This is a genomic window from Pantoea sp. X-Soil-YNGN-775, assembly GCF_059730575.1.
This window is the reverse complement of the sequence record NZ_AP035946.1, coordinates 615,312-638,847: the sequence shown is the minus strand read 5'-3', so window position 1 is coordinate 638,847 and position 23,536 is coordinate 615,312. Positions and strand designations below refer to the sequence as shown.

Annotated in this window: 27 protein-coding genes and 1 riboswitch; of the genes, 12 read left to right on the top strand and 15 right to left on the bottom strand. The window is 56.8% G+C overall.

Features of this window, described 5'->3' with window-relative positions; genetic code table 11:
• Nucleotides 1-669: 669 nt before the first annotated feature.
• Nucleotides 670-942 (bottom strand): hypothetical protein, encoded by a 273-nt coding sequence (locus tag AC6I8I_RS22925; RefSeq protein WP_497828765.1) that lies wholly within the window; start codon nucleotides 940-942, stop codon nucleotides 670-672.
• A 1,067-nt stretch (nucleotides 943-2,009) separates the two neighbouring features.
• Here AC6I8I_RS22925 and AC6I8I_RS22920 point away from each other — a divergent pair.
• The 6 genes from AC6I8I_RS22920 (at nucleotide 2,010) to AC6I8I_RS22895 (ending at nucleotide 5,880) form a co-directional block, all read left to right on the top strand.
• Nucleotides 2,010-2,300, top strand: a complete 291-nt coding sequence (locus tag AC6I8I_RS22920; RefSeq protein WP_497828764.1) for a type II toxin-antitoxin system RelE/ParE family toxin — start codon at nucleotides 2,010-2,012, stop codon at nucleotides 2,298-2,300.
• Nucleotides 2,300-2,602: a HigA family addiction module antitoxin gene (locus tag AC6I8I_RS22915; protein WP_497828763.1), complete on the top strand. Its 303-nt coding sequence runs from the start codon at nucleotides 2,300-2,302 to the stop codon at nucleotides 2,600-2,602. Before AC6I8I_RS22920 ends, AC6I8I_RS22915 begins: the two co-directional genes overlap by 1 nt.
• Before the next feature lie 153 nt (nucleotides 2,603-2,755).
• Nucleotides 2,756-2,875: riboswitch (TPP riboswitch) on the top strand.
• A 140-nt stretch (nucleotides 2,876-3,015) separates the two neighbouring features.
• Nucleotides 3,016-3,954 carry an FAD-dependent oxidoreductase gene (locus tag AC6I8I_RS22910; RefSeq protein WP_497828762.1) on the top strand — a complete coding sequence of 313 codons (939 nt, stop codon included), beginning with the start codon at nucleotides 3,016-3,018 and terminating at the stop codon, nucleotides 3,952-3,954.
• Entirely contained in the window at nucleotides 3,944-4,141 is a 198-nt protein-coding gene (gene thiS, locus AC6I8I_RS22905) for a sulfur carrier protein ThiS (protein WP_069729136.1), read from the top strand. Before AC6I8I_RS22910 ends, thiS begins: the two co-directional genes overlap by 11 nt.
• A gap of 2 nt (nucleotides 4,142-4,143) precedes the next feature.
• Entirely contained in the window at nucleotides 4,144-4,902 is a 759-nt protein-coding gene (locus AC6I8I_RS22900; RefSeq protein WP_312056387.1) for a thiazole synthase, read from the top strand.
• 9 nt (nucleotides 4,903-4,911) lie between these two features.
• Nucleotides 4,912-5,880 carry a ThiF family adenylyltransferase gene (locus AC6I8I_RS22895; RefSeq protein WP_497828761.1) on the top strand — a complete coding sequence of 323 codons (969 nt, stop codon included), beginning with the start codon at nucleotides 4,912-4,914 and terminating at the stop codon, nucleotides 5,878-5,880.
• Between the two features lie 20 nt (nucleotides 5,881-5,900).
• Here AC6I8I_RS22895 and AC6I8I_RS22890 read toward each other — a convergent pair whose 3' ends face one another.
• Entirely contained in the window at nucleotides 5,901-6,314 is a 414-nt protein-coding gene (locus AC6I8I_RS22890) for an ASCH domain-containing protein (RefSeq protein WP_312056389.1), read from the bottom strand.
• 15 nt (nucleotides 6,315-6,329) lie between these two features.
• Nucleotides 6,330-6,512, bottom strand: coding sequence for a hypothetical protein (locus AC6I8I_RS22885; protein ID WP_312056390.1), 183 nt, complete (start codon nucleotides 6,510-6,512; stop codon nucleotides 6,330-6,332).
• 593 nt (nucleotides 6,513-7,105) lie between these two features.
• Between AC6I8I_RS22885 and AC6I8I_RS22880 the strand changes: the two genes are divergently transcribed.
• The 3 genes from AC6I8I_RS22880 (at nucleotide 7,106) to AC6I8I_RS22870 (ending at nucleotide 9,193) form a co-directional block, all read left to right on the top strand.
• On the top strand, nucleotides 7,106-7,375 hold the full coding sequence (locus AC6I8I_RS22880) for a hypothetical protein (RefSeq protein ID WP_497828760.1): 270 nt from the start codon (nucleotides 7,106-7,108) through the stop codon (nucleotides 7,373-7,375).
• 163 nt (nucleotides 7,376-7,538) lie between these two features.
• Complete coding sequence (ahr, locus tag AC6I8I_RS22875) at nucleotides 7,539-8,555, top strand: NADPH-dependent aldehyde reductase Ahr (RefSeq protein WP_497828759.1); 1,017 nt, start codon at nucleotides 7,539-7,541, stop codon at nucleotides 8,553-8,555.
• Between the two features lie 110 nt (nucleotides 8,556-8,665).
• Nucleotides 8,666-9,193, top strand: coding sequence for a sterol desaturase family protein (locus AC6I8I_RS22870; RefSeq protein WP_312056393.1), 528 nt, complete (start codon nucleotides 8,666-8,668; stop codon nucleotides 9,191-9,193).
• On the opposite strand, the gene crtB is transcribed toward AC6I8I_RS22870, so the two are convergent.
• The 6 genes from crtB to AC6I8I_RS22840 all read right to left on the bottom strand — a co-directional run bounded on the left by crtB (nucleotide 9,132) and on the right by AC6I8I_RS22840 (nucleotide 15,652).
• Nucleotides 9,132-10,061, bottom strand: coding sequence for a 15-cis-phytoene synthase CrtB (crtB, locus tag AC6I8I_RS22865; protein WP_312056394.1), 930 nt, complete (start codon nucleotides 10,059-10,061; stop codon nucleotides 9,132-9,134). The genes AC6I8I_RS22870 and crtB overlap by 62 nt on opposite strands.
• A complete protein-coding gene (locus AC6I8I_RS22860) occupies nucleotides 10,058-11,536 on the bottom strand; it encodes a phytoene desaturase (RefSeq protein WP_312056395.1) in 1,479 nt (492 codons plus the stop codon). Before AC6I8I_RS22860 ends, crtB begins: the two co-directional genes overlap by 4 nt.
• The gene (crtY, locus tag AC6I8I_RS22855; RefSeq protein ID WP_312056396.1) at nucleotides 11,533-12,693 is read right to left on the bottom strand and encodes a lycopene beta-cyclase CrtY; all 1,161 of its coding nucleotides are present in this window, start codon (nucleotides 12,691-12,693) and stop codon (nucleotides 11,533-11,535) included. The genes AC6I8I_RS22860 and crtY overlap by 4 nt, the downstream gene beginning before the upstream one ends.
• On the bottom strand, nucleotides 12,680-13,972 hold the full coding sequence (locus AC6I8I_RS22850) for a glycosyltransferase (protein WP_312056397.1): 1,293 nt from the start codon (nucleotides 13,970-13,972) through the stop codon (nucleotides 12,680-12,682). The genes crtY and AC6I8I_RS22850 overlap by 14 nt, the downstream gene beginning before the upstream one ends.
• Before the next feature lie 9 nt (nucleotides 13,973-13,981).
• A complete protein-coding gene (locus tag AC6I8I_RS22845; protein WP_312056398.1) occupies nucleotides 13,982-14,890 on the bottom strand; it encodes a polyprenyl synthetase family protein in 909 nt (302 codons plus the stop codon).
• A 231-nt stretch (nucleotides 14,891-15,121) separates the two neighbouring features.
• A complete protein-coding gene (locus AC6I8I_RS22840; protein WP_312056400.1) occupies nucleotides 15,122-15,652 on the bottom strand; it encodes a YtfJ family protein in 531 nt (176 codons plus the stop codon).
• Nucleotides 15,653-15,824: 172 nt separating this feature from the next.
• Here AC6I8I_RS22840 and AC6I8I_RS22835 point away from each other — a divergent pair, with 172 nt between their 5' ends.
• Nucleotides 15,825-16,052 (top strand): hypothetical protein, encoded by a 228-nt coding sequence (locus AC6I8I_RS22835; RefSeq protein ID WP_312056401.1) that lies wholly within the window; start codon nucleotides 15,825-15,827, stop codon nucleotides 16,050-16,052.
• Nucleotides 16,053-16,103: 51 nt separating this feature from the next.
• On the opposite strand, the gene AC6I8I_RS22830 is transcribed toward AC6I8I_RS22835, so the two are convergent.
• The 3 genes from AC6I8I_RS22830 to AC6I8I_RS22820 all read right to left on the bottom strand — a co-directional run bounded on the left by AC6I8I_RS22830 (nucleotide 16,104) and on the right by AC6I8I_RS22820 (nucleotide 19,143).
• The gene (locus AC6I8I_RS22830; protein WP_312056402.1) at nucleotides 16,104-16,781 is read right to left on the bottom strand and encodes a pirin family protein; all 678 of its coding nucleotides are present in this window, start codon (nucleotides 16,779-16,781) and stop codon (nucleotides 16,104-16,106) included.
• Between the two features lie 135 nt (nucleotides 16,782-16,916).
• Nucleotides 16,917-18,647, bottom strand: coding sequence for a DUF2534 family protein (locus AC6I8I_RS22825; RefSeq protein ID WP_312056403.1), 1,731 nt, complete (start codon nucleotides 18,645-18,647; stop codon nucleotides 16,917-16,919).
• Between the two features lie 82 nt (nucleotides 18,648-18,729).
• Nucleotides 18,730-19,143, bottom strand: a complete 414-nt coding sequence (locus AC6I8I_RS22820) for a DUF2946 domain-containing protein (protein ID WP_312056404.1) — start codon at nucleotides 19,141-19,143, stop codon at nucleotides 18,730-18,732.
• A 230-nt stretch (nucleotides 19,144-19,373) separates the two neighbouring features.
• Between AC6I8I_RS22820 and AC6I8I_RS22815 the strand changes: the two genes are divergently transcribed.
• Nucleotides 19,374-20,315 (top strand): D-2-hydroxyacid dehydrogenase, encoded by a 942-nt coding sequence (locus AC6I8I_RS22815; protein WP_312056405.1) that lies wholly within the window; start codon nucleotides 19,374-19,376, stop codon nucleotides 20,313-20,315.
• A 1-nt stretch (nucleotide 20,316) separates the two neighbouring features.
• Here the strand turns inward: AC6I8I_RS22815 and glsB are convergent, their stop codons facing one another.
• From glsB to AC6I8I_RS22800, 3 genes are all read right to left on the bottom strand, one after another.
• The gene (gene glsB, locus AC6I8I_RS22810; RefSeq protein ID WP_312056406.1) at nucleotides 20,317-21,237 is read right to left on the bottom strand and encodes a glutaminase B; all 921 of its coding nucleotides are present in this window, start codon (nucleotides 21,235-21,237) and stop codon (nucleotides 20,317-20,319) included.
• A gap of 102 nt (nucleotides 21,238-21,339) precedes the next feature.
• Entirely contained in the window at nucleotides 21,340-22,539 is a 1,200-nt protein-coding gene (locus AC6I8I_RS22805) for a CynX/NimT family MFS transporter (protein WP_312056407.1), read from the bottom strand.
• A gap of 473 nt (nucleotides 22,540-23,012) precedes the next feature.
• Nucleotides 23,013-23,186: a GhoT/OrtT family toxin gene (locus AC6I8I_RS22800; RefSeq protein ID WP_008924737.1), complete on the bottom strand. Its 174-nt coding sequence runs from the start codon at nucleotides 23,184-23,186 to the stop codon at nucleotides 23,013-23,015.
• Nucleotides 23,187-23,311: 125 nt separating this feature from the next.
• Here AC6I8I_RS22800 and AC6I8I_RS22795 point away from each other — a divergent pair, with 125 nt between their 5' ends.
• On the top strand, nucleotides 23,312-23,506 hold the full coding sequence (locus AC6I8I_RS22795; protein ID WP_312056408.1) for a hypothetical protein: 195 nt from the start codon (nucleotides 23,312-23,314) through the stop codon (nucleotides 23,504-23,506).
• Nucleotides 23,507-23,536 lie beyond the last annotated feature (30 nt).

Sequence of the window (23,536 nt, the reverse complement as noted above, 5' to 3'; positions counted from 1 at the left end):
CCATCCCACTTTTAACATCCGTGTTTTGTTATCGTGGGTTAAGCAGCACGTTTAAGTTTCTGTTGAAAATCGAGAGTGAAGTCGCCTGTCTTAGAGAGTGAGCCGGCCTGAGAAACCATTTGCCGCGTGTGCATCATTATTAATTGGATCGCCGGGAGGGGATTATATCGAAAGCCAGACCTGAAAATAAGTTTGATAAAATCATCGACCTGGAAAATTAACTCGTTCTCGCTATTGCCAATTTTAATTCATTTTGAGTTAAATTATTTTATTAATGTAGTTTAACGAGTTCCATTATGCAGACATAAAGGAAATGACTACGTAAAAGATACGGGTTATGCCGGAATAAATTCCCCCGGGGTGTGTTAGCCTGAAATCATTATCCAATCAGTTCAGCAGTCCTCAGTATCGCCAGTCCAGACAAAATGTAGCATATCAGGTACAATAATTTTGCTTTCGTTAGAAAGATTGATGTCCGGAAGTTGGTATATGATTGTTAAATTCATGTAATTTTAAGGGGGGTTGGTGATAATACAGAAATTACTGATTTACTGAAGCAGGTGAAACTATTTTAATTACATTCTTATTTATTTTTAGGTATTAAATAGATTTTATAATTGATGGATCTTTCAATGCGTGGGTTTGAATCTGGATTGGTTATTATCGGGTTTACCATGTTCTGATTATATATATCAAAGCCATTAAAATAACAACCGCAGCAGAGATGGCGAAACTTACTGAATACTCTCTGAGTGAATCCAGATACCCGCTATTGAAATTATTAAGTTTCACCGCGGCTTCCTTTTCGTTTTCGGCTTCAATTTCAATATGGTGTTTCCTGAAGCCTTGCTGTTTCATTTGTTTTATGAATTCAGTCGTAGCAGTTTCTTTCCGGATAATTTTAGAGGTGTTTTTACCTATAAAAATCATATATTTATGCATTGGTTTTTTTCCTGAAAGCACAGGAAAAGGCTCCCGTGCTTAGTTTGACAAATTAGTGACTAATGATTATCGCCAGCATGGCGCGCGTTTGCATTATAACCATAGGTGCCGTTTCCACTATAGCCATTACCTGGGGGCGCATAGCTGGCAGGCCCCCCAGATACCACTTGCGCTTGAGCCGCTGCCATACGGGGGAGTTTTGCGAAAGGAAAGACTGTAAATTGTGATTTCCGCTATGGCCACCGGTGTGGGTTTCACCTGAACGAGAGCCTCCATTAGTGACTGAATGGTGCCCGCTTCCATCTGCGTCTGCCTATGCCTATGCCGCTGCTAGCGAATCTGACTGATGACTTAAAATCTCTTTCATATAAGTTCTTCATAACTTTTTAACATGACTCTGCGGGGTCAAAAATAGTCTACCCCTGAATATTTTTATAAGAAAATTTAATTAGTCACGTTGTGGCTCACCTCTCACTTTATTATTAATTTAATCGCTTTTGACCGATGTTGAAGATGGGTTGCCTTCATTTAAAAGAATTATTCCGCCAGATTTAAATGCCTATTGTAAAATGACAAGTCATGTTGCCTGAAGGAATATACGATGACTTCGCCGTTTCGTTAACATTAATAACTAACGGAGTAACCGATGTTGCGTGAACATAGCCTGATATGCCAGGCATGCCTTAAAACCGGTAATTAAGTAATCTGGTTGTTTTTAAACTTCATTCAATAGTTATGTGGCAATTACGGATAAACTATCCCGTAACATCAGAGGACTATTTTTAAGTAAGGGTTGGTTTTTGCCACAAACAGCTCAGCAAATTTATCCTTGGTTAACAGCCACTTTGAGCGTAATGCGGGTTAAGCCTGTGGGACGCAGAAAGGAGCAGACATTGCGTCAGACCACTTTCAGCGGCCCCTCTGCGTTCCCGCCCGCTATGACATACCGCTCTGGACGCCACTGTTTCAGCCATTGACACTCCTTTCGGATCGCTCATCGTTGGGCTGGTCACGCAATTTTGTTGCCTGAAGGAAAACACTCTCTTGCTTCCCGTTGAGAAACAGGCGTGATCAACGTGATTAAAAGCTGGAAGCATAAGGCATTGCAAAGGTTATACCAAAAAGGTGACACGCGCGGTCTGCAGGAAAAGGATAATGGTCGGATCAAGCTGTGGCTGATGGTGCTGGATAATGCCATGACAATTAACCCATTCAGTCACTTTCAGAGGTTTAACTTTCACACACTGAAAGGTGACAAATGCCATCTGTACGCGATTAACGTGCGTGCTAGCTGGCATATCACTTTCGAACTTTTCGACGGCGATGCCTCTATTCTGAACCCTGAGGATTATCACTGATGACGATGATTAACCCACCCCATCCGGCAGGCTTGATTACGGAATACCTCGACGATCATCCGATGAGTCTGCGCAGTCTGGCCCGCCATATTGGCGTCTCACCGTCGGCGCTGAGCAAGGTTGCAGCCGGTAGAACCGCTATCAGCCCCGAAATGGCGCTCCGGCTTGAGGCCGGTTCAGGCATTGCCGCCCGGCTCTGGCTGGCAATGCAGGCAACCTACAATCTTAAGCGGGCACGCGCGTCGGTTGATCTCTCTGGCGTCAGACTATTAACACCCGCTGATAAACCACCGGCGCAGTGAGTCAGCCAGCTGGCGGCGCAGTGGTCTTACACTGAAGAGACCGTTACTTTTACCCCGCGTTCTCGGGTTGATCAACGACTGCTGAGATAAACAGAGTGGTAGCGGTTGATCATCGCGCTTCACTTGACGAACCTGCCTGCTTAACTTAAAACTAGAAGCCGTCAGGGGAGTCTCGCCAGAGAGACTGAGAGGCTAATAGCGCACTGCGCGGCTTAGCGACCCTTCGAACCTGACCCAGTTGATACTGGCGTAGGAAGACGGGCATCCGCTCTCTGCAGATGCTTGCCGCAAGGGCATCTCGATTAACGCTCTCGCCTTTTTCCCTTCTGGTATCCCGGGTCTTCGCGTAGTTACGACGAGGCCACTATGAACCCTCCTGTTCTGAATGACGTAACGCCCGCACGGTGGGCAACATGAGTCGCTGGTCGGTACTCGGCAGCGGCGTGGCCGGACTGTGTGTCGCCACACTGCTGGCAGAGCGGGGCGAAACGGTTGAAGTGATCACCCGGCCTGAAATTCGTGCAGCCTCGCACTGGGCGGGCGGCATGCTGGCACCCTGGTGCGAAGCGGAAAGTGCGCCGCCGCAGGTGATTGAGTGGGGCCAGCATTCGGCGGCCTGGTGGGCGAAACGCGTTGACGGCGTGGAGCAGCACGGGACGCTGGTGGTGGCACCGCCGCGCGACAGTCGCGAGCTGACCCGCTTCGCCAGTCTGACCCATAATCATCAGTGGGTGGTTCCGGGCGAGGTCGAACCGGCGCTGGAAAATCGCTTTGCCCGTGGCCTGTTTTTTGCCGCCGAAGCCCACCTTGATCCGCGCCAGGCGCTGCGGCAACTGGCGCAACGTTTGCGCCAGGCTGATGTGCCGTTTCATCCCGGCGCGCCCGGAGGTCAGATTATTGACTGCCGCGGTATTCACGCCGTCGCGGCACAACCGGCGCTGCGTGCGGTGCGCGGCGAAATGCTGATCCTGCACGCGCCTGAACTGCATCTCTCCCGACCCGTCCGCCTGCTCCATCCGCGTTTTCCCTGTTATCTGGTACCGCGTGCCGACGGTATTTTCATGCTGGGCGCCACCATGGTTGAGAGCCACGACAGCAGCCCGATCAGCGCACGCGCAATGATGGAACTGCTCAGCGCCGCCTGGTCCCTGCATCCGGCGCTGGCCGAGGCGCGCGTGCTGGAGAGCGGCACCGGGCTGCGACCGGCTTACCGCGATAACCTGCCGGAAGTGCGCTACGAAAACGGGGTCTTCTCGCTCAACGGACTCTATCGCCACGGTTTCCTGCTGGCACCGCTGATGGCGGAACAATTAATGCAGCAACTGACTCAGGAGGTGATTCATGCGGATTGAACTGAATGGACGTGTCATTGATACCACGGCGCGCACGCTGGACGAACTGTTGCAGGAGCAGCAGATCGATCCCGCCACGGTCGCGACGGCGCTCAACGGTGAATTTGTGCCGCGCGCCCGCTATGCCAGCCAGCCGCTTGCGGCGGGTAACCAGATCGAAGTGCTGTCACCGATGCAGGGAGGATAATCATGTTTTATCAACATACCCCATCATCACGATTTTTGCTGGGCACGGCAGGCTATCCGTCGCCCGCCATCCTGCAACAGGCGATTGAGACCTCAGGCGCAGAGATTATTACGGTCAGTCTGCGGCGCGAAGGCAGCGCGGGCGACGCTTTCCGTGAGCTGTTGCAACAGCTCAACACCCGCATTCTGCCTAATACCGCCGGTTGCCACACCGTGAAAGAGGCAGTAACCACCGCACAGATGGCCCGCGAGCTGTTCGGCACCCCGTGGATCAAGCTGGAGGTGATTGGTCACGCCGATACCCTGCAGCCCGATCCGTTCGCACTGGTCGAGGCGGCACGTATTCTCTGCGCTGACGGTTTCCAGGTCTTTCCCTATACCACTGAAGATCTGATTGTTGGCGAAAAACTGCTTGAGGCTGGCTGCGAAGTGCTGATGCCGTGGGGCGCGCCAATTGGCTCAGGGCAGGGGCTGCGCAATATTGAAGGACTGCGCAGCATGCGAGCCTGGTTTAAAGATGTGCCGCTGATTATTGATGCCGGCATCGGCGCGCCTTCGCAGGCCGCACAGGCGATGGAGATGGGCTTTGATGGCATTCTGCTGAATACCGCCGTAGCGAAGGCGCGCGATCCGGTGCGCATGGCCGCCGCATTCTCAGCCGCCATTGATGCCGGACAGCAGGCGTTTCAGGCGGGTTTGATGGAGCAGCGTGATATGGCCGCAGCATCAACCCCGATTTTTGGGCTGGCACAGTTCAGCTAAGGAGCCGTGATGGATCGTTATCAGCGACAAACCATACTGCCGGAGATCGGCGAGGTGGGGCAGCAACGTTTACGCGCGGCGCGGGTGCTGGTGGTCGGCGCGGGGGGGCTTGGGTCAACCGTGCTGCCGTTGCTGGCCGGGGCGGGCGTAGGCTTTATCCGTCTCTACGATGGCGATCGGGTTGAGCTGCATAATCTGCATCGTCAGACCTTGTATGGCATGGCGGATATCGGCGAGCCTAAAGTTTCAGCCGCCCGGCGCGCGCTGCTTCAGCGTTATCCTGACTGCGAGATTGACGCCCGGCCGCAGGTGCTGAGTGCCAGCCTGCTGCCGGATGCGCTGGAGGCGATCGATTTGGTGATCGATGCGGCTGACAATTTCGCTATTACTTATCAGCTGTCGGACGCCTGTCTGCCGCGCGGTCTGCCGCTAATCTGTGCATCGGTGCTGGGCCGCAAAGGCTACGTCGGCAGTTTTTGCGGCGGTGCGCCAGGCTACCGCGCGCTGTTTCCACAGTTGCCGACTGCGGCGGGCAACTGCAATACGGCCGGGGTGATGGGTCCGGCGGTGGCCACGCTGGGCGCGTTGCAGGCGCAGATGGCGCTCAGCCTGTTGCTTAAGCTGACGCCGTCACCGCTTGGCTGCATGATCCATTGTGACTTCATCAACTGGCATCTGCGGCAGTTTCGTTTTGATGATGCGCCGGAACCGGAAAGCGCTGGCGTACCGTTTATCGATCCGCCGATGCTGAGCGCCGATGACTGCATCGTGGAGTTACGTAGTCGGGAGGAAGCGCCGGTCAGCGTGGCAGATGCGGTGCAGCGGATCCTGCCGCAGCAGATAGCGGACTGGCAGCCGCCGCGGGATAAACGCATCGTACTGGTGTGCGCCAGCGGGATGCGCGCCGCCCAGGCGGCTGAGAACCTGACGGCGCGCGGTTTTTCACGGCTGGCACTGATGGCGGCAAACAGCCTGTAGCGCGGATTGGCTGGGTCGGCTCAGATCACTTCGACCAGCTGGAAGGTTTCAAACACCAGCTCCATCTCGGGATGGAAATAGCCTTCGCGCTGGAAAAAACGCTGATGCTCCTGCTGCCAGTATTCCAGGCTGAGATCGCCTTCGCCTTCCAGCATCGCCATTTCAGGCGTCACGCGGTCAAAGCGCGTCAGGAACAGCCCGGTGGTACGGATGACACACACAGGCCGCTGCTCACCGTTGAGGATAATGCTGTAACGGCCCGGCTCAGGTTTATCTTCATCATCCTGCCAGCTGTGCAGCGAACCGCAGCTGGCCACCTTTTTGCCGGCAATCACCAGCGTCGCCAGCTGGCTGGCGAGTTCCGGGGAGTCACCGAGCGCTGCCGCGTTGGCATCCGGGTATTTGTCTTGCAGTTGTTCCAGCGTCATTGCCATCAGGAAATCCTCGATTCAGGGTTGCCGCTGACGGCTGTTTTGCGCCTGACGTCGGGTAAGCGCGAAGCAGGCCAGCGGGAGCGGTAAAGTAAACAGCAGTAACCACGGCAGGAGACAGACCGTAGCTACGCCTTCATTCTGCACATTGTTGAACAGCTTAACCGGCATCTTCGACGGAAAACAGGCAAAGATCATCACGATAGCGAATTCGCCCGCCGCCCCGTTCTTAATCCATCACGCTGCCGATTAAGACCGACTCTATAGCGTTACCGGCCTGAAGAGGCGGGAACCTGACAGCCGTACCGCGATTTATAACATGGGCGCCGCTATCGCTATATAAATTAATTTATAGCGAAAGGTGGATCTGAAATCCGCGCGGATCGGCAACCAATAGCCTCACTCTGACCGTCAATACCTGTAGCCAACGCTGCTGACTGTCAAATGAGGCTAAATTTTTACGCTGTGACTTAACCTGGCGTCGATCTGCTGCGAATCTTCCAGAAAAGGGCGGGGTAATTGTAAAAGGCTCGCCACATCAGCCAGTTAACAACGCGGTGCAATTGTTAAAAAAATCGACAGTCAAACGGTTCGGGCCGGTTTAAACGAGACAAAAATGGCCAAAAGCATTTAAACTTGTCGGCTTTTAGAATTCTGACGGTGTCGTCCGGCGCAAGCGTGCAGAAACAGCTATAGTTATTTCCAGACTTTAGAGCCATGACGTTGCAGACCCGTTGCTGCGATAATTTCCGTAATCCTTGCCCGGAGCCGATGAGCGTTAAAAGAGGTTAATTTTGCAGACAGATCTCTCCTGGAAAACACTCCACCACATTATTAATCAGACCATCTCTGACATGCTGGATGAGCAGCAGACGATAAACGTCCTTTCTTTACGGGCGAAGCTGAGTGAACTGGCTGAGAAAGAAGAGGATGAGATGATGGTGCTGTGTTACTGGCAGGCGAGTAAAATTCTGATGCGATTACCGACCACCGTAACGGCCAGCCAGCTGATGGCCGCGGCGCGCCACGCCTTCCGTACCCCCCTTAATCACGACCCGCTTTAGCTGACAGCGCGCAGCATCCGCTGTGCGGCAGTAAAATTCCGCATTTAACCGATGAAAGCCTCGCATTTACAGCAGCTTATGACTGCTGTCTGTTGCTATGCTGCCGGTTACGTTGCCGTTGTATTGGTCTGCGACGCCTTCATCCGTTGATTGAGGAAAGAGAATGGGTATTAAAAGTTATGCCGCGCTCCAGCCCGGCGAAGCGTTACAGCCTTATGAGTACTCTCCCGGTCCGCTGCAGCCTGACGACGCTGAGGTCGCTGTTGAATATTGCGGCATCTGTCACTCCGATCTGTCGATGATTGATAATGCCTGGGGCGGATCGACCTATCCGCTGGTGGCGGGACATGAGGTGATCGGCCGCATCGTGGCGTTGGGTGACGGTGCTCAGCACAAAGGGCTGCATATCGGTCAGCGCGTCGGCATCGGCTGGACGGCCAAAAGTTGCCTGTACTGCGACGCCTGCCTGGGCGGCGATCAGGTTAATTGCCGTCGCGGCAAAGTCTCCACCATCAATAATCACGGCGGATTTGCCGAGCGACTGCGGGCGAACTGGCAATGGGTGATCCCGCTGCCGGACGCGCTGGATGCCGCCACCGCCGGTCCACTGCTGTGCGGCGGCATGACGGTGTTCAAACCGTTGCTGATGCATAACATCTCCGCACTCAGCCAGGTCGGGGTGATTGGTATCGGCGGCCTGGGACATCTGGCGATCAAAATTTTGCGCGCGCTGGGGGCGGACGTGACCGCTTTCACCTCGAGCAGCGACAAAACGCCGTCATTACTGGCGCTGGGGGCAAATCAGGTGGTCGACAGCCGCGATCCGCAGGCGCTCAATGCGCTGGCGGGACAGTTTGATTTAATCATCAACACCGTTGCGGTCGATCTTGACTGGCAGCCCTATTTCAGCGCGCTGGCGCCGCATGGAAAATTTCATACGCTGGGTGCGGTGATGACGCCGTTCAGCGTGCCGGCCTTTAGCCTGATTGTGGGCGATCGCAGTCTGAGCGGTTCTTCCACCGGTTCACCGGTTCAGCTACGGGCGCTGTTAAAGCTGGCGACCCGCGCTGATATTGCGCCGGTGGTGGAGTATTTCCCGATGTCGCAGATCAATCAGGCGCTCGACCATTTGCGCTCCGGAAAAGCTCACTATCGCATTGTACTGAAGGCGGATTTTTGAGGGTTATGCGATAGTTTGCGGCAGCCGGGTTCTGGCGCCGCTGTTTTTCCTGAACTCTGTTAAAATTAATCCTTTACGCCACTTTGCAGGATGCAGCTTCAGGAGAAACTATGTTGTGGATTTGGAATGCCCTGATTGTTCTGGCCACCGTTATCGGAATGGAGATAACGGCTGCGCTGGCGCACAGATATATCATGCATGGCTGGGGTTGGGGCTGGCATCTGTCACATCACGAGCCGCACAAGGGCTGGTTTGAACTGAACGATCTCTATGCGGTGTTGTTTGCCGGACTGGCGATTCTACTGATCTATCTCGGCAGCGTTGGCGTCTGGCCGCTGCAGTGGATTGGTGCCGGGATGACGGTTTATGGCCTGCTCTATTTCATGGTGCACGACGGACTGGTACATCAGCGCTGGCCGTTCCGCTACATTCCACGTCGCGGCTATTTCCGCCGTCTCTATATGGCGCACCGGATGCATCATGCGGTGCGCGGTAAAGAGGGCTGTGTCTCGTTTGGCTTCCTCTACGCGCCGCCGCTGTCAAAGCTGCAGGCGACGCTGCGCGAACGGCACGGCGCTAAAGCGGGCGCTGCCAGAGATGAGCGGGACGAGGAGCATGACGCGCCAGCCGGGAAGTAATCGCCTGGCCTGAGGCCGACACCAGCAGCGCCAGTTTCTCGGGTGTGCTGGTGGACTGACGTTGATCCCACGCCTGTTGACCCGCTTCATCAACCTTCATGCCAATCTTACGATAAACCTGCTTCGCCGTGGCAATCGCCCATGCCGAGCGCAACGGTAATCCAGTCAGGCCCGCCGTGGCTGAGTGATAATAGGGTTCGGCGTGCTGCACCAGCCGTCGGGCAACCCGGCTCAGGGCCGGACGATGTTCAGGCGCGGCCAGGTTTTCGGTCGTCAATCCCTCTTCTGCCAGCCAGGTCGCCGGCAGATAACAGCGTCCCACTTGCGCATCGTCGACGATGTCACGCGCAATATTAGTCAGCTGAAAGGCGAGACCCAGATCGCAGGCGCGATCCAGGGTGGCGTTATCGCGCACTCCCATAATCTGCGCCATCATCAAACCCACCACACCCGCCACGTGATAGCAGTAGCGCAGGGTATCATCCAGCGTCAGATAACGTGCGCCACGCACATCCATCGCAAAACCAGCCAGGTGATCGAAGGCGTACGCGGGCAGGATATCGTGCGCCATTGCCACCTCCTGAAAAGCGGCAAATGCCGGTTCGTGCATCTGCGAACCGGCATAGGCCTGGCGTGTTTTCATCTCCAGCTGTGCCAGCCGCTGCTCGGGTGATTGCAGCGAGGGGGAATCGGTGCTGAAACCCAGCTGCTGATCGTCAATCACGTCATCACAGTGGCGGCACCAGGCGTACAGCATCAGCACGCTGCGCCGGGTTTTGGCATCAAACAATTTCGAGGCGGTAGCGAAGCTTTTCGAACCCACCTCCATGGTTTCTACGGCATGATCGAGTAATGACGCATTATTCAAGCCAGATCCTCCAGCATTAAACCTGCGGTTGCTTTAGCCGAACCTATCACGCCGGGAATGCCGGCACCGGGATGTGTCCCTGCGCCCACCAGATAGAGGTTGTCGATGTGCTTATCGCGGTTGTGCGGCCGGAACCAGGCGCTCTGGGTCAGAATCGGTTCCACTGAGAAAGCCGATCCCTGATAAGCATTCAGCTCATCGCGGAAATCAAACGGCGTGAACATCCGATGGGTCACCAGCTGGCTGCGCAGGCCCGGCATATAATGCTGCTCAAGATAGTCAAAAATGCGATCGCGCAGCCGCGGACCCTCAACCGCCCAGTCAATATTGGCGGTGCCGAGATGCGGCACCGGCGCCAGCACGTAGTAGCTGCCGCAACCCGGCGGGGCCAGCGACGGATCGGTGACGCACGGGGCATGCAGATAGAGTGAAAAGTCATCAGCCAGCGCGTCCCGATTGAAGATCTCGTCGATTAACTCGCGGTAGCGCGGGCCGAAGCAAACGGTGTGGTGGGCGAGCTGATCATGATGATGATTAAGACCGAAGTAGAGCACAAACAGCGAGTTACTCATTCTTTTGCCCTGCAGCGTCCGGCCCTGTGCGGCGGAGGCCGGGTGCTGACTCAGCAGATCGAGATAGGTATGCACCACGTCAGCATTGGAGGCGACGGCAGTGGTCGGGAACACCCGGCCATCCTGCAGATGTACCGCGGCAATGCTGTTATCCTGGGTTTCGAGCCGCGCCACTCTGGCGTTCAGCTCCACTTCACCGCCCAGATCCTCAAACAGTTTCACCATGCCCTGCACCAGTGCGCCGGTGCCGCCGCGTGGGAACCAGACACCCCATTCGCGCTCCAGCGCATGAATCAGGGTATAAATCGACGAGGTGGCAAACGGGTTACCGCCAACCAGTAGCGAGTGAAAAGAGAACGCCTGGCGCAGGTGTTCATCTTCGATGTAGCTCGCGACTTTGCTATAAACACTGCGCCACGCCTGCAGTTTAGCCAGCTGTGGCGCGGCGCGAAGCATATCGCGGAATGATAAAAACGGCACGGTACCGAGCCTGAGGTAACCCTCGGCAAACACCGCGCGTGAGTAGGCCAGAAAGCGGCGGTAGCCTTCAACGTCGCGCGGATTAAAAGCGGTGATTTGCGCCTCAAGCGCCGGCTGGTCATTGTCGTAGCTGAACACCTTGCCGGATTCCCAGCACAGGCGATAAAACGGTTTTACCGGCAGCAGTTCAACGTAGTCGGACAGTTTTTTGCCCGCCAGGGTGAACAGCTCTTCAATCGCGCTGGGATCGGTGATCACCGTCGGGCCAGCGTCAAAAGTGAAACCCTGATCCTGATAAACATAAGCGCGACCGCCTGGCTTATCGCGCTGTTCCAGCAGCCTGGTGGGAATACCTGCGGCCTGCAGGCGGATTGCCAGCGCCAGGCCACCAAAGCCTGCACCAATTACTGTGGTTCTTTTCATTGCATCGCCTGTTGACGGTGAGGAGTCATAACAGCCTGTAACGCCGCCAGTACGGGAACTGGCGGCTTGCCGCTTAAAATGCGCAGCCGATCAGGCAAAGTGAGTTTTCCCGCATAAAAGCGGGCAATCAGGTCCTCGGGCAGGCCGTAAAAGCGCTGCATCACCTGCCAGCGCCCCTCGGCCGGACCGGCCAGAAACAGCATCCGATTCAGCATGCGAAAGAAGCGTTGCTGCTGCCATGTCTGGCTGGCGAAGTGCTGAATCGTGGCGTGCAGAGTATCGGAATTAAAGGTGGTCATCTGCGATAGCCGTTCGGCCAGCGCCACCGCCAGCGGTAATGAATATCCGGTGGTGGGATGGAACAGACCGGCGCGTAACCCGCTGCACGGCAGATCGCGCTGTTGCCAGAAGGCATCAATGTCACCGGTCAGGGTAATCGGTAGCGCACCCTGTTCTTCTCGCAGCAGTCGCGTTAACTGCCAGCCGTGGCGATCGGCATAGTCGCGGATATTCTGCCGGGCGCGATCGGCGCTCAGCGTGGCGTCATCAATATAGTGAGTATCTTCAATCAGTAAGGTGTCGGCTGAAAACGGCAGGCTGTAGACGAAGCGATAGCCCGCCTGTTGATCAACCGTCGCATCCATGATGATCGGTGTGGTCAGGCCGTGCGGCTGACTTAGCTGCCACTCCTGTCCGACAAACGCCTGAAATCCCATGCGTAGCGCTGCATCCGGCTGATAACCCCGACCGTCGATCACCGCGCTGGCCTTCAGCATCCGGCCATCGGCCAGCGTCACTGACCGCGAGGCAACGCTTTCAACCCGGGTGTTCAGCATCAGGTCCTGTTGAAAACGATCGTGCATCACCCTGGCGAAACGTTCAGCCGTGACGCAGAAGTAACCGCTGTTGAGGCTGCGGGTGCGGCGCGGAAAACGGACCTGATAACCCGGCCAGTGATGAACCACCAGCGGGGCGATCCAGCGGTGCTGGGTTTCGCTGAGATCCTCGGCGTGGAACGACCAGGTGTGTCCGGCACCCGGCTGATGCTCTGCATCTATCAGCAGAATGCGCAGCGACGGATGTTGCTGGCGCAGGCGCAGGGCAATTAAGCCATTGGCCAGGCCGGCGCCGACCAGAATCAGATCATACGGCGGCATACTCCCTCCGGGTCAGCACGGGTTTGCGGGTCAGCACCGCCTGCTCAACAATCTCTGCCGCCAGCGCGCTGCCACCCGCTTCGGCAACGGCGTTGCGCATCCGGGCCATCTGCTGCCGGTAGCTGTCGTCATCCAGCAGCGCCTGCAGCTGCCGCGTCATGGCATGGCTGGTGGTGAAGCGTGAGGCACGACGTCCTACGCCGTGATAGACAATGCGCGCGGCCACGCCAGGCTGATCAAAGGCCAGCGGGATCGCCAGCAGCGGCGTCAGATGCTGAATAGCATCCAGCACGGTATTCATGCCGCCGTGGGTAATCGCCAGATCGGCCTGCGCAAGCGCCGCCGCCTGATCGGCAAAATCCACTACCTGCGTCTGGCTGGCGCGTGCCAGCCTGGCCGCCTGAAACGGCGTCAGGCGACCGCAGTGTGCCAGCAGCAGCTGAGCATCCAGTTCCTGACAGGCGCGGACGATGGTTTTGAACAGGCCGTAACGGTGTCCCTGCAGCGTGCCGAGCGAAGCGAAAACGCGCGGCTTATCGCCGTGTGGAAAGTAGCGCGGCGCAGAAGACGACACTGGCTGGATGGCGCGCAGTGGCCCGACCGCGTGAAAATGATCCGGCAACGCCTTGCGCGGAAAGTCGAACGCCGGGATCAGCTGGCTAATCTGTGCCAGTGGGGAGAAACATTGGTGCAGTTTTTCCCGCGGTGCCAGTCCCAGCGCATGGGCATTTTGGGCGATAACCCGGTCATGACGGCGCATCAGCCAGTCATAAATTTTTTCACTGGCGCGATAACGCTCCAGGGCCGCATCGCGGGTGCCATAGTCAAACGGCATCACCGCCAGCGGGAAATCAGCTTCACGGTTGAGCGGCAGGGCGCAGGCGACCGAGACATAAGGCAGATCCAGCGCTTCCGCTGCCAGTGCGCCAGCAGGCTCCATCTGATCGACGATCACCCCATCGACCGCCAGCGTGTTAAGCACCACCGGCAGCTCGCGGCACAGCATATCGCTGGTACGGGCCATTTCGTTGATCAGTTTCAGCATCGACGGACCGAGCGGATGCGCTGCCAGTTGCAGCGTCTGCGCCAGGCTGCCGGCCGGATGGCTGGCTAATCCCAGCGGGAAGAAACCGATGTTGCTGTCGCTCAGTAACGCCTTAACGTCGATCTGCTGGATAAACGTCACGCGATGGCCACGTGCGATCAGGGCCTGGCTAAGATGCTGAAGCGCGCGAACATGGCTGAAGAAAGGCGGCGCAATCACCGCAAAGTGGCTCATGCAGCATCCTTAACTGACGGCAGCGAGTTTTTTCTCAAACCAGGCCTGAATGAAATGTTGAGTGGCATAGCCGTCCTGGCAGGCCAGTAAAAGATGTTCACTGGCGCAACGCAAATGGTCGCGCAGACGGTTTTCCACCGCCTGGGCTCCCAGCAAATTGACCAGCGTCGATTTACCGGCATCCTGGTTACAATCCTTTCCGGTATCGCTCATGCCATCGGTTAAATCGTCCAGCAGCTGAAACGCCTGGCCGAGATTAAGCGAAAAGCGGTGCAGCTGTTCGCGCACGTCATCCGAAGCGCCGGCGGCAATCGACGCCATCTGCATTGAGGCGCAGAACAGGGTGCTGGTTTTAAAGTGATTGGTCATCAGAATAGCGTCAGCGCTGCGCGGTTTATCCCCTTCTGAGAGATCTTTAAACTGGCCCTGCACCAGCCCCTGCATGCCAATGGCGTGAGAAAGCTCGCTCACCGCCTGGGTTCTGGCGCTGGCAGACAGGCTCTCAGCGGTCGCAATCACCCCAAAGGCTTTACTCAGCAGCGCGACCGCCGCCAGAATCGCCACGTGTTCGCCATACTGGCAGTGGATGGTGGGGCGTCCGCGCCGCATCTGCGCGTCATCCATGCAGGGCATATCATCCAGAATAAGCGAAGCGGCGTGGACCATCTCTACCGCACAGGCGAGATCCAGCAAGCCGTCCGGACTTGCGTCACAGCCCAGATCGCGGGCCGCCAGCAGCAGCAACATCGGACGAATACGTTTACCCGGTGCCAGCGCGCCTTCGCGCATTGCCGCACCGACAAAATCACGTTCACCTTCAACCGGCAATAAAGAGTCGAGCCGTTGTTCAATATCATTCAACAGGTTTGCTGCTTCGCTGTGGATGGAATTGACGTGTTTTTCTGCGCAGACCGTCATTAAGGCTGTCCTTATCTACAGAGGAATTCACAGCAGGTCGAAATTATTCGATGCCATCTTTAATAATCGTCCCCGGCTGCCATAGCATAGTTGGCAGGTTTTCAAAGAACGGCGGGTCAATCCATTCAAACAATAATAGTTGAGGATCGGGAAAAAGTTGGGCAATTCAGCAGCATTCAGCGTTTCTTTACCTGAATTTTCATCGTGAATCGTCGCCTGATTCAGCCTGAATTATCCGAGTAAGCTGCGTAGTTGACTGATTATTCCGGCCACCTCATCAGCGCTTAATGCGCCATCTTTAGCGAAACGGACAATGCCCTGGCGATCAATCACCGCTACCGCCGCGTTGCCCGGTTTTAGCTGCCAGCTGTGCGCCGTTACGCCGCTATTATCAATAATAAACTGCTGCCACGGTGCCGCTTTTTTGCTGGCTGCGATACTGCGAACCACAAACAGGCTGCTGCCGGGCAGGGCATCATCGGTATTGACGATGGTGGTGGTCTGGAAACCCTGATGCGGTAAATTCGCCTGCTGAATGGCCTCGATTAATCCCGCGCTCTGCTCTTTGGCCGACAGACGTCCCGCGACATGAATAATTAATCTGACTTTGCCGGTCAGGGTCTGGCTATTCCAGCGCTGATAATTCACATCGCCCTGATCAATCACCATTTCGCCTTTATCGGCAATATAAACCGAGGGAACGGGCTGACCGGGCACCAGAGTATGTGCGCAACTCAAGGCTGAAACAAATAGCAGACTCATCAATCCATAACGGTGCACGATATTCCTCACTTCGTTGTCTGTTTGCGGTGGGCATCACAAATAATTTCATTAGCAGGCAGATGATTAGTAACACATCCTTGTTTCAGATCAATAAATGCCGGTAAGAAATGGACCAAAAATGCAGACTGGTATTTTGTTCAGGAGGTTGGAAATGACTACAGCATTAATGACATTACCTGAATTTGCGCAGTATATCGGCATCGAAACACCGACGCTGGCGCGTGCGTTTTGCTGTCGTGGATCGCTGGCCGGCGTGCCGCTGCCGCAGTCGCTGGATGACGCGCCCCTGACCCAGCGTCACTGGCTGCTCGACGATGTGCGTCAGTTTAAACATGCATTTAAGCGGGTAAAGGCGATGCAGCAGCAACGGGCGCAATAGCAGAAGATCAAAGCAGCCGATAAATGGCGCGGGAAAGGTTCCCGCGCATTGTTATTGCACGCTGTCAGGTTTGATCAGGAAGCAGATCAGATTGGCGTCGCGATCGCCGACAATTTCCATGCTTTCATCCACGCCGCTGACCGCGTCACCGCGCGACAGCCGCTCCTCACCGATCCGAATCACGCCTTCCAGCACGGTAATGTAAGCGACAAAACCGGGCAGCGATGGCACCTCAAGCGTATGGCCTCGCTCCAGCAGGGCGTCGTAGATAAAGGCATCCTGCCGCAGTTCCAGCGGCGCGTCAGAGGTTTCCGGCCCCGCCAGTTCAGTCCAGCCGTTGGCCATAATGCCCTGGTCACGTTCCAGCACCTGTGTCATACCTTCACCGCCGCGCTGAGCTGGTCGGATCACCGCCTGCAACAGTTCTGCTTCGTACAGCGGAACCGACTCTTCGTACTGCACGCCATCGCCGGCGTTCACCAGCATCACCCGTTTCGCGGAGAGTGAGGTGCTTTCGCCATTGCTGTCCTGATGACGCATTGAACCGCGCCACAGATAGGTAAAGACCTCTTCATCGCGATGTTGCTGCATCGGAATGCGTGCATCGAGTTTCAGCGTCATCAGGTCAACGCTGACCAGCGGGCTTAAGCTCTCGCCTGGCCGCTGGCGGCGTACGGTAAAAGGGCCGTACTCAAACAGTTGTTCAGGATTCGCTCGCACGATGTTCATGATTTACTCTTTCATCAGGGGATCAATGATAACGATGATAACCGTTACGCCGGGAATGAGAAGCCGGCAGATTTGCCGGGCCTCGTCAGTTAATTTGAATAACAGCCTGCCCGCCGGAAGAGCGGGCAGGGCGCTTTACTTACCTTGTTCGTCGCTTTCGCCCAGGAAGAAATACCACAGCGGAATGGATAACAGGCCGGTAAACACCGTGGAGTAAAGCAGGATCATCATCGCCTGGGTGATGTACATGGTCAGCGACCAGCTGCTGAACGGGATCTGATACTGATCGATCACTCCGCCAATCATCGCATTTGCCATCACGGTAATCACAATCAGCGCCAGCACCGTCACGCTACGCAGGAAATAGCGCATCTCTTTACGTTTAACCGCAAAGCGTGACTGAATAATCGCCAGCGGTGACTGTTTATCCGGCGCGGTATCAACCCGCCGTTCGGCGCTGCGCTGCGCACGACGCCAGCGCTGAATATCCAGCAGCACCAGCACCAGCAGGCTAATCCCCATCAGCGGCAAGGCATAGCCCAGCGCCAGCGCCACAATCAGACTGGCACCCTGACCGTAACGCGGCAGCGCCAGCCAGGCTGACAACAGCGTTTGCGACGGGCTGAGCTGCGGCACCGCGGGACGGCGTATCCACCACATGCGGTAGCCCAGCACGATCATTGCGCACAGACCAAAACCGAACAGCGCCAGAATCAGCTGGTTCGGCAGGCCAAACAGCACGCCCATATGGGCATCGACCCCCCAGCGGGTCAGTTTTGCCACCAGTGGGAAATGAGCGAACTCCACCCGATCAACCAGACTAAAATCGTTGGGATTAATCGAAACTGCATCGACCTGACTCGGCCAGCTGCGATCAATCTCAGAGATGGTCCATGCCTGATTGGGGGCTTTCGGCTGACGTAACTCCAGCTTGCTGGCGTGCAGACCGGCTTGCCGCGCGGCGTTGAGTGCGCGATCCCAGTTGCCGTCCGGCTGATTTGGCAGCGCGGGCGCGGCTTTTCGGGCCGGCATCGCCATATCGCCCATGGTCATGCCCTCGCCGCTGCCGCGATGGTCAGCGTGCGGATCGGCCGGGACTGCCGGTGCGTCACCGTTCAGCGCGGTAGTGACCTGCGGCGTCATCCAGCCGAGATCGCTGCGCATTTTTTCAATATTATTGCCTGCCCACTGCGACCAGGTCAGTCCGGTAACCGAGAAGAACACCAGCCCGACCGCCAGCACCAGTCCCAGCGTAACGTGCCAGTGACGCAGAGCGGTAACTCCCCGGCGCGGTTTTCTGGCGGAACGGCGAGGTCGGGTGCCGAGCCATAACACCACCCCGCCGAGTGCCGCTACCCACAGCCAGGAGGCGGCCAGTTCACTGTAGTTGCGGCCGAAATCACCTAACAGTAAGCCGCGGTGCAGCTGATCGAGCCACATCCGCAGCGGCAATACCCCGCTGGTGCCGTAAACCGTCATGTCACCCTTCACCTGCAGGGTATAGGGATCGATAAACAGTGAACGCGATTCCGACGGGCCGAGGTCGCGCCCGGTGAACTGCACCCGGGTGGTCTCCTGCGGACCCGGTGCCGGACGAACCGCATAGATGCGCGCGTTTTCACCGGCACGCTGGCGGGCTGCGGCGATCTGCGCCGACAGCGGTTTCGCCACGCCCTGTGCGTCAGTGGTTAAGGCGTCATGGTAGATCGCCTGCTCAATCTGCGGCGTCAGAACGTAGAGCGTACCGGTCAGCGCGGCGACAAAAATAAACGGCGCGATAAACAGGCCAATATAAAAATGCAGGCGGCGAAACAGATTTAACACTGCGCCGCGCGGCGCAGCGGTGGTTTCCTGAATAGAGGACATAGCATTCCACACTTTTCAAAAGACAGGACAAAGCTTCTGACGCCGTAACGCGTAAGAAGTACAGGTCAAAAAACAGTGAGGTTTACGCCAGCCGCGGGGGCGCACGCGGACGATGGGTGCGCAGAGAACGTCGCCGCCGGGGTGGAGCGGTGGCGGGCGGTGGCGGTGCCCGGGAGATCAGGCACATCCACCAGATGAACGGGATAAACACCCATAACATCAGCGGAACATGAATCAGTAAATCGCAGTAGCCGCAGGCGAAACCGGGCGCCATCATCTCATGGCCGGCCATCGGCATCTCGCTGTGATGATCCATCATCGGCATCTCACCGTGATGCGTCATCATCGGCATCTCGCCACTGATGGCGGAGAGGCGCTGCAGACTGGCGTGATGTTCCGCCAGGTTTTTTGACACCATCGGCGCAACAAACAACAGCAGCACGGCCAGGATCGCAATACTGGCGGTGAGTCGTTGTCGGCAGGCGGGTGTTTGCATGATTTACATCAGAATAATCGGTCAGAATTCAGGGCGGCAGTGTAACGCGAAGGGGATAAAAGGGTTAAAGAAAGTGGCATAAATTCTGAAAAATTTCGCACAGTTTGAACATATTCACTTTAATTCTGCTGTCATTTAACCTGTTTGTTACTCTGGAAATACATAAGGCTAACATTGTTGCGCGCCAGAAGCGGGTCGGCTGCGTTTATTGCTGTCAAAAAGGATGAAAAATGAAAATTGTGATGCTGGATGGGGCCACGTTACCGGTTCCGTTGCCCGCGCTGCCGGGCTGCACAGACTGGCAGGTGCGGGAGCATACTGCGGAAAACGCCATCGTGAGCGCGCTGAAAGACGCCACGGTAGCCATCACCAACAAAGTGCCGCTGCGGGCGGCCACGCTTGAGCAACTGCCGGCGCTGCGCTTTATCTGCGTTGCCGCGACCGGTTACGACTGTATCGATCTCGATGCCTGTCGGGCGCGAGGCATTGTGGTGAGCAACGTGCCGGGTTACTCAACCCAGAGCGTATCGGAAGGGGTGATTGCGGCGATTTTTGTCCTGCGTCGTCAGCTACTGGATTACGCCAGCAGTAGCCGGACGGCGTGGCCAGCAGCGCAACATTTTTGCCTTCATCGTCAGCCGATTCAGGATATTGGCGGCGCGACGCTGGGCATTGTTGGCAAAGGCGCTATTGGTCAGGCGGTAGCAAAACTGGCGCAGGCATTAGGCATGAAGGTGCAGTTCGCCGAGCGCAAAGGCAGCCCGACGTTGCGTGACGGCTACGTCAGTTTTGAGCAGATGCTGGCCAGCAGCGATATCATCTCGCTGCATTGCCCCCTGAGCGAGCAGACCCGACAGATGATAGACCGCGAGGCGCTGGGTAAAATGAAGCCGCAGGCGCTGTTGATCAATACCGCACGCGGCGGGCTGATTCACGAAGCGGATCTCGCTGCGGCGCTGCGGCAGGGCCAGATCGGCGGGGCCGCGCTCGACGTCCTGAGCAGCGAACCGCCGGCCGCCGACAATCCGCTGCTGCAAACCGGCTTAGCGAATTTGCTGCTGACGCCGCATATCGCCTGGGCCAGTCAGAGTGGGGTGCACAATCTGGTCGAGGGCATCACTGCTAACCTCACGGCCTTTCGCCACGGCCAGCCGATCAATGTGGTGAGCTGATTCAGAAAATTGAGCGGCCCAGTTTGTCGGTCAGACACTCCAGCGCGGCAGTTCCGGCCAGTGAATTGCCCGCGCTGTCCAGCCCCGGCGACCAGACTGCAATGCTCATTTCGCCGGGGATCACCGCAATAATTCCACCGCCAACCCCCGACTTGGCAGGCATCCCGACGCGCCAGGCAAACTCACCCGCACCGTCATACATGCCGCTGGTGATCATCAGCGCGTTAATCTGCCGCGCCTGACGCGGCGTAATCATCCGGCTGCCATCCAGCGTCAGCCCCTGGTTCGCCAGGTAGACGAAACTACGCGCCAGCTCAATACAGTTCATTGACAGTGAGCAGTAGTGAAAATAGGTTTGCATCACGCTGGTGACATCGTTATCAAAGTTGCCAAACGATTTCATCAACCAGGCGATGGCAGCGTTGCGGGCGGAATGCTCAAACTCAGAACGGGCGACGTGGCGGTCATAATTGATATCCGGCTGCTGACTGAGCTGACGCACAATCTCCAGCATCCGCTGACGCGGGGCGGTCAGGCGGGTTTCCAGTAGGTCGCAAATCACCAGCGCACCGGCGTTGATAAACGGATTACGCGGCTTGCCCTGTTCCAGCTCCAGCTGCACCAGCGAATTAAACGGCTGACCCGAAGGTTCTTTGCCGACCCGCTGCCAGATTTCACTGTCGTCATAGCGGGTCAGCGCCACCGTCAGCGACAGGGCTTTGGAGATCGACTGAATCGAAAAGCGCGTTTCCGCATCACCCGCCTGATACAGGGTACCGTCGCGCAGACAGACGGCAATGCCTAAATGATCGGCTGCGACCTCCGCCAGCGCCGGAATGTAATCGGCCACTTTTCCCTGATGCACCAGAGGACGTACCTGGTCCAGCACCTCCAGCAGCAGCTCATTACTCAGTTCAGACACGCACGTTTCTCCCGTCAATGAAAACTGGCCGGATGATGCGTGTCAGCGGCCAGCGAATCAAGGCTAATTTCTTGCCATTGTGAGCCCTGCAGAACCGCAGATTCAGCTGATGGGCTTTGACTGAGCGGCCAGCGGTGCCAGCAGCATCTGCAACAGGCTCAGTCCGGTGAGCACCGTGAACGGTAAAGTCCAGTTACCGCTGTAATCGTGCAGCACGCCAAAAAACAGCGGACCGAGCGCCGCCAGCGCATAACCGACACACTGGGCCATCCCCGATAACTGCGAGGCCTGGCGATGGTTGCTGGCTCGCAGATTAAACAATGACAGGCAAAGTACCAGCGAAGCACCCGCGCCCAGACCGGCCAGCGTCAGCCACGCCACCGCCGCCTGCGGCAACAGCAGCAGGCCGAGCATGCCGAGGAAAATGGCGGTTGAGGCGATAAACGCGGTCAGACGCGCGTCTTTCACCCGCTTCAGCGCCACCATACAGCCGAGGTTGGCGACGATCGCTATCGCCTGATACCAGAACAGCAACCAACCCGCGGCCGCCTGACTAAAGCCGCTGGCCTGAGCATACAGCGTGAACCAGTCAATCAGGGTATAGAACGCCAGTGATTGCAGCGCCATAAACAGCGCAATCTGCCAGCCGCCGGGCGAGCGCCAGGGATGACGATGCGTGACCGTCTCTGATGAGGTCGGCAGTGTGGTAACGTGACGGCGTAACAGCGGTAGCCAGGCAATCAGCGCCACCAGGCCCGGCAGCGCCCAGACCACCAGCGACAGACGCCAGCCCGCTGCCGACAGCTGGCTGAGCGGCACCGCAATGCCCGAGGCCAGGCTGGCGGTAATCGACATCGTGGCGGCATAAAGGCCGATATATTTGGCGGTGTGAGCGGTGAAGTCGCGCTTAATCAGCGGCGGAAGCAGCACATTGGCCGCTGCGATGCCGGCACTCAGCAGCAGGGTTCCGCCCCATAATGCGGCTTCGGCAGGCTGCCAGCGCAGCAGCGAACCCACGGTGATCAGGCACAACGCGCCCCACAGGCTGCGCTCCAGCCCGATCCGATTGCCCAGCCAGGCCGCCAGCGGGGCCAGCAGGGCAAACAGCATCAGCGGAATAAAGTTAAACAGGCCCGCGTCACCGGCACTGAGGCCGAACGTCAGGCGAATATCCTGCAGTACCGGGCCAACAGCGGTGATCGGTGCGCGCAGGTTGGCGGCGGTAAGCAGCAGAACAAACAGAAAAAAAGCGGTGCCGGAAAAGCGCGAATGAGATTTTGCAGGTTGTTGAACAGGGGTCATCAGAATGATCATCACAGGCAGCAATGCTGCGGGGGCGTTGGTTGACGTTAACGCTTACGCATCAGATTTGATGTCTGGACGCTACTCTACTGACCCAGCTGTGAAGAGTAAAGCCTTGTTATCCATTCACATTTGCGCCGTCACGCTTTGGTCCACCTGCAGGCTATTGTGATGCAGCAGGTGGCGACGCAGCGGTTCAGTGAAATTCAGGCTCTGGAAAATGACCGCAGTCGTTTTGGTTGGGGTTACTGCCTGGCTGGCAGGTTTGCTGGCGGGTTTCTCCGGCAGGTACCGGTTTTTCAGTGCCCCAGGGAGAGCTGCAGGCGGTTAAGGACGTGACCACAATTATCAGGCTGAGAAAACGCATATCCGCTCCTTATTGGGATTATCATGAGCAAACAAACGTCCGGTGGCCACACTTAGCTGGCCAGAGGCGTATTACCTGAGTGTGGTGGCAAAGGCTAAATTGTCAATTAAAACAGGGCAAACATCAGTGCAACCGGAAAACTCATCGGCCAGGTAGCGCCGACTAAAAATGCGCTCAGCAGTTTAATGCTCAGCTTATCTTTAGCGATAAAGAAGGTGATTAGCGTAGCGACCAATGCAACAACGGCATAAAAAATTAGCATACCCTGGTACAGTGTCATTGATATCTCCGCGGCGTCATTAAGGTTTTCGCTGCGCATGATGCGGATTTTTGTGATCCAGATCAAGTCGAACGCCGTTAAAAATCTAAAGTAACTGCGCGCTGTGGCTGATGTTTTACGGCTGGATGACGGCGTGGGTCCTGGGCGATTTCAGCCTGAAACCGCAGGGGGGAAAAGTGGCTCAGGCGTTGCGGGCGGCGGGTGTTCACCCTGCTGGCGCGCTGGCGAAACATCAGGCCCGGTTAAGCCGAGCGGCACAGCATGATAACCGTTTGCTGTCCGCCTCAGCAGGCAGCAAGGTTGCAGATACCGCGCCATGATGTCTTGCTGGTGGAATTGACGCCAATAGA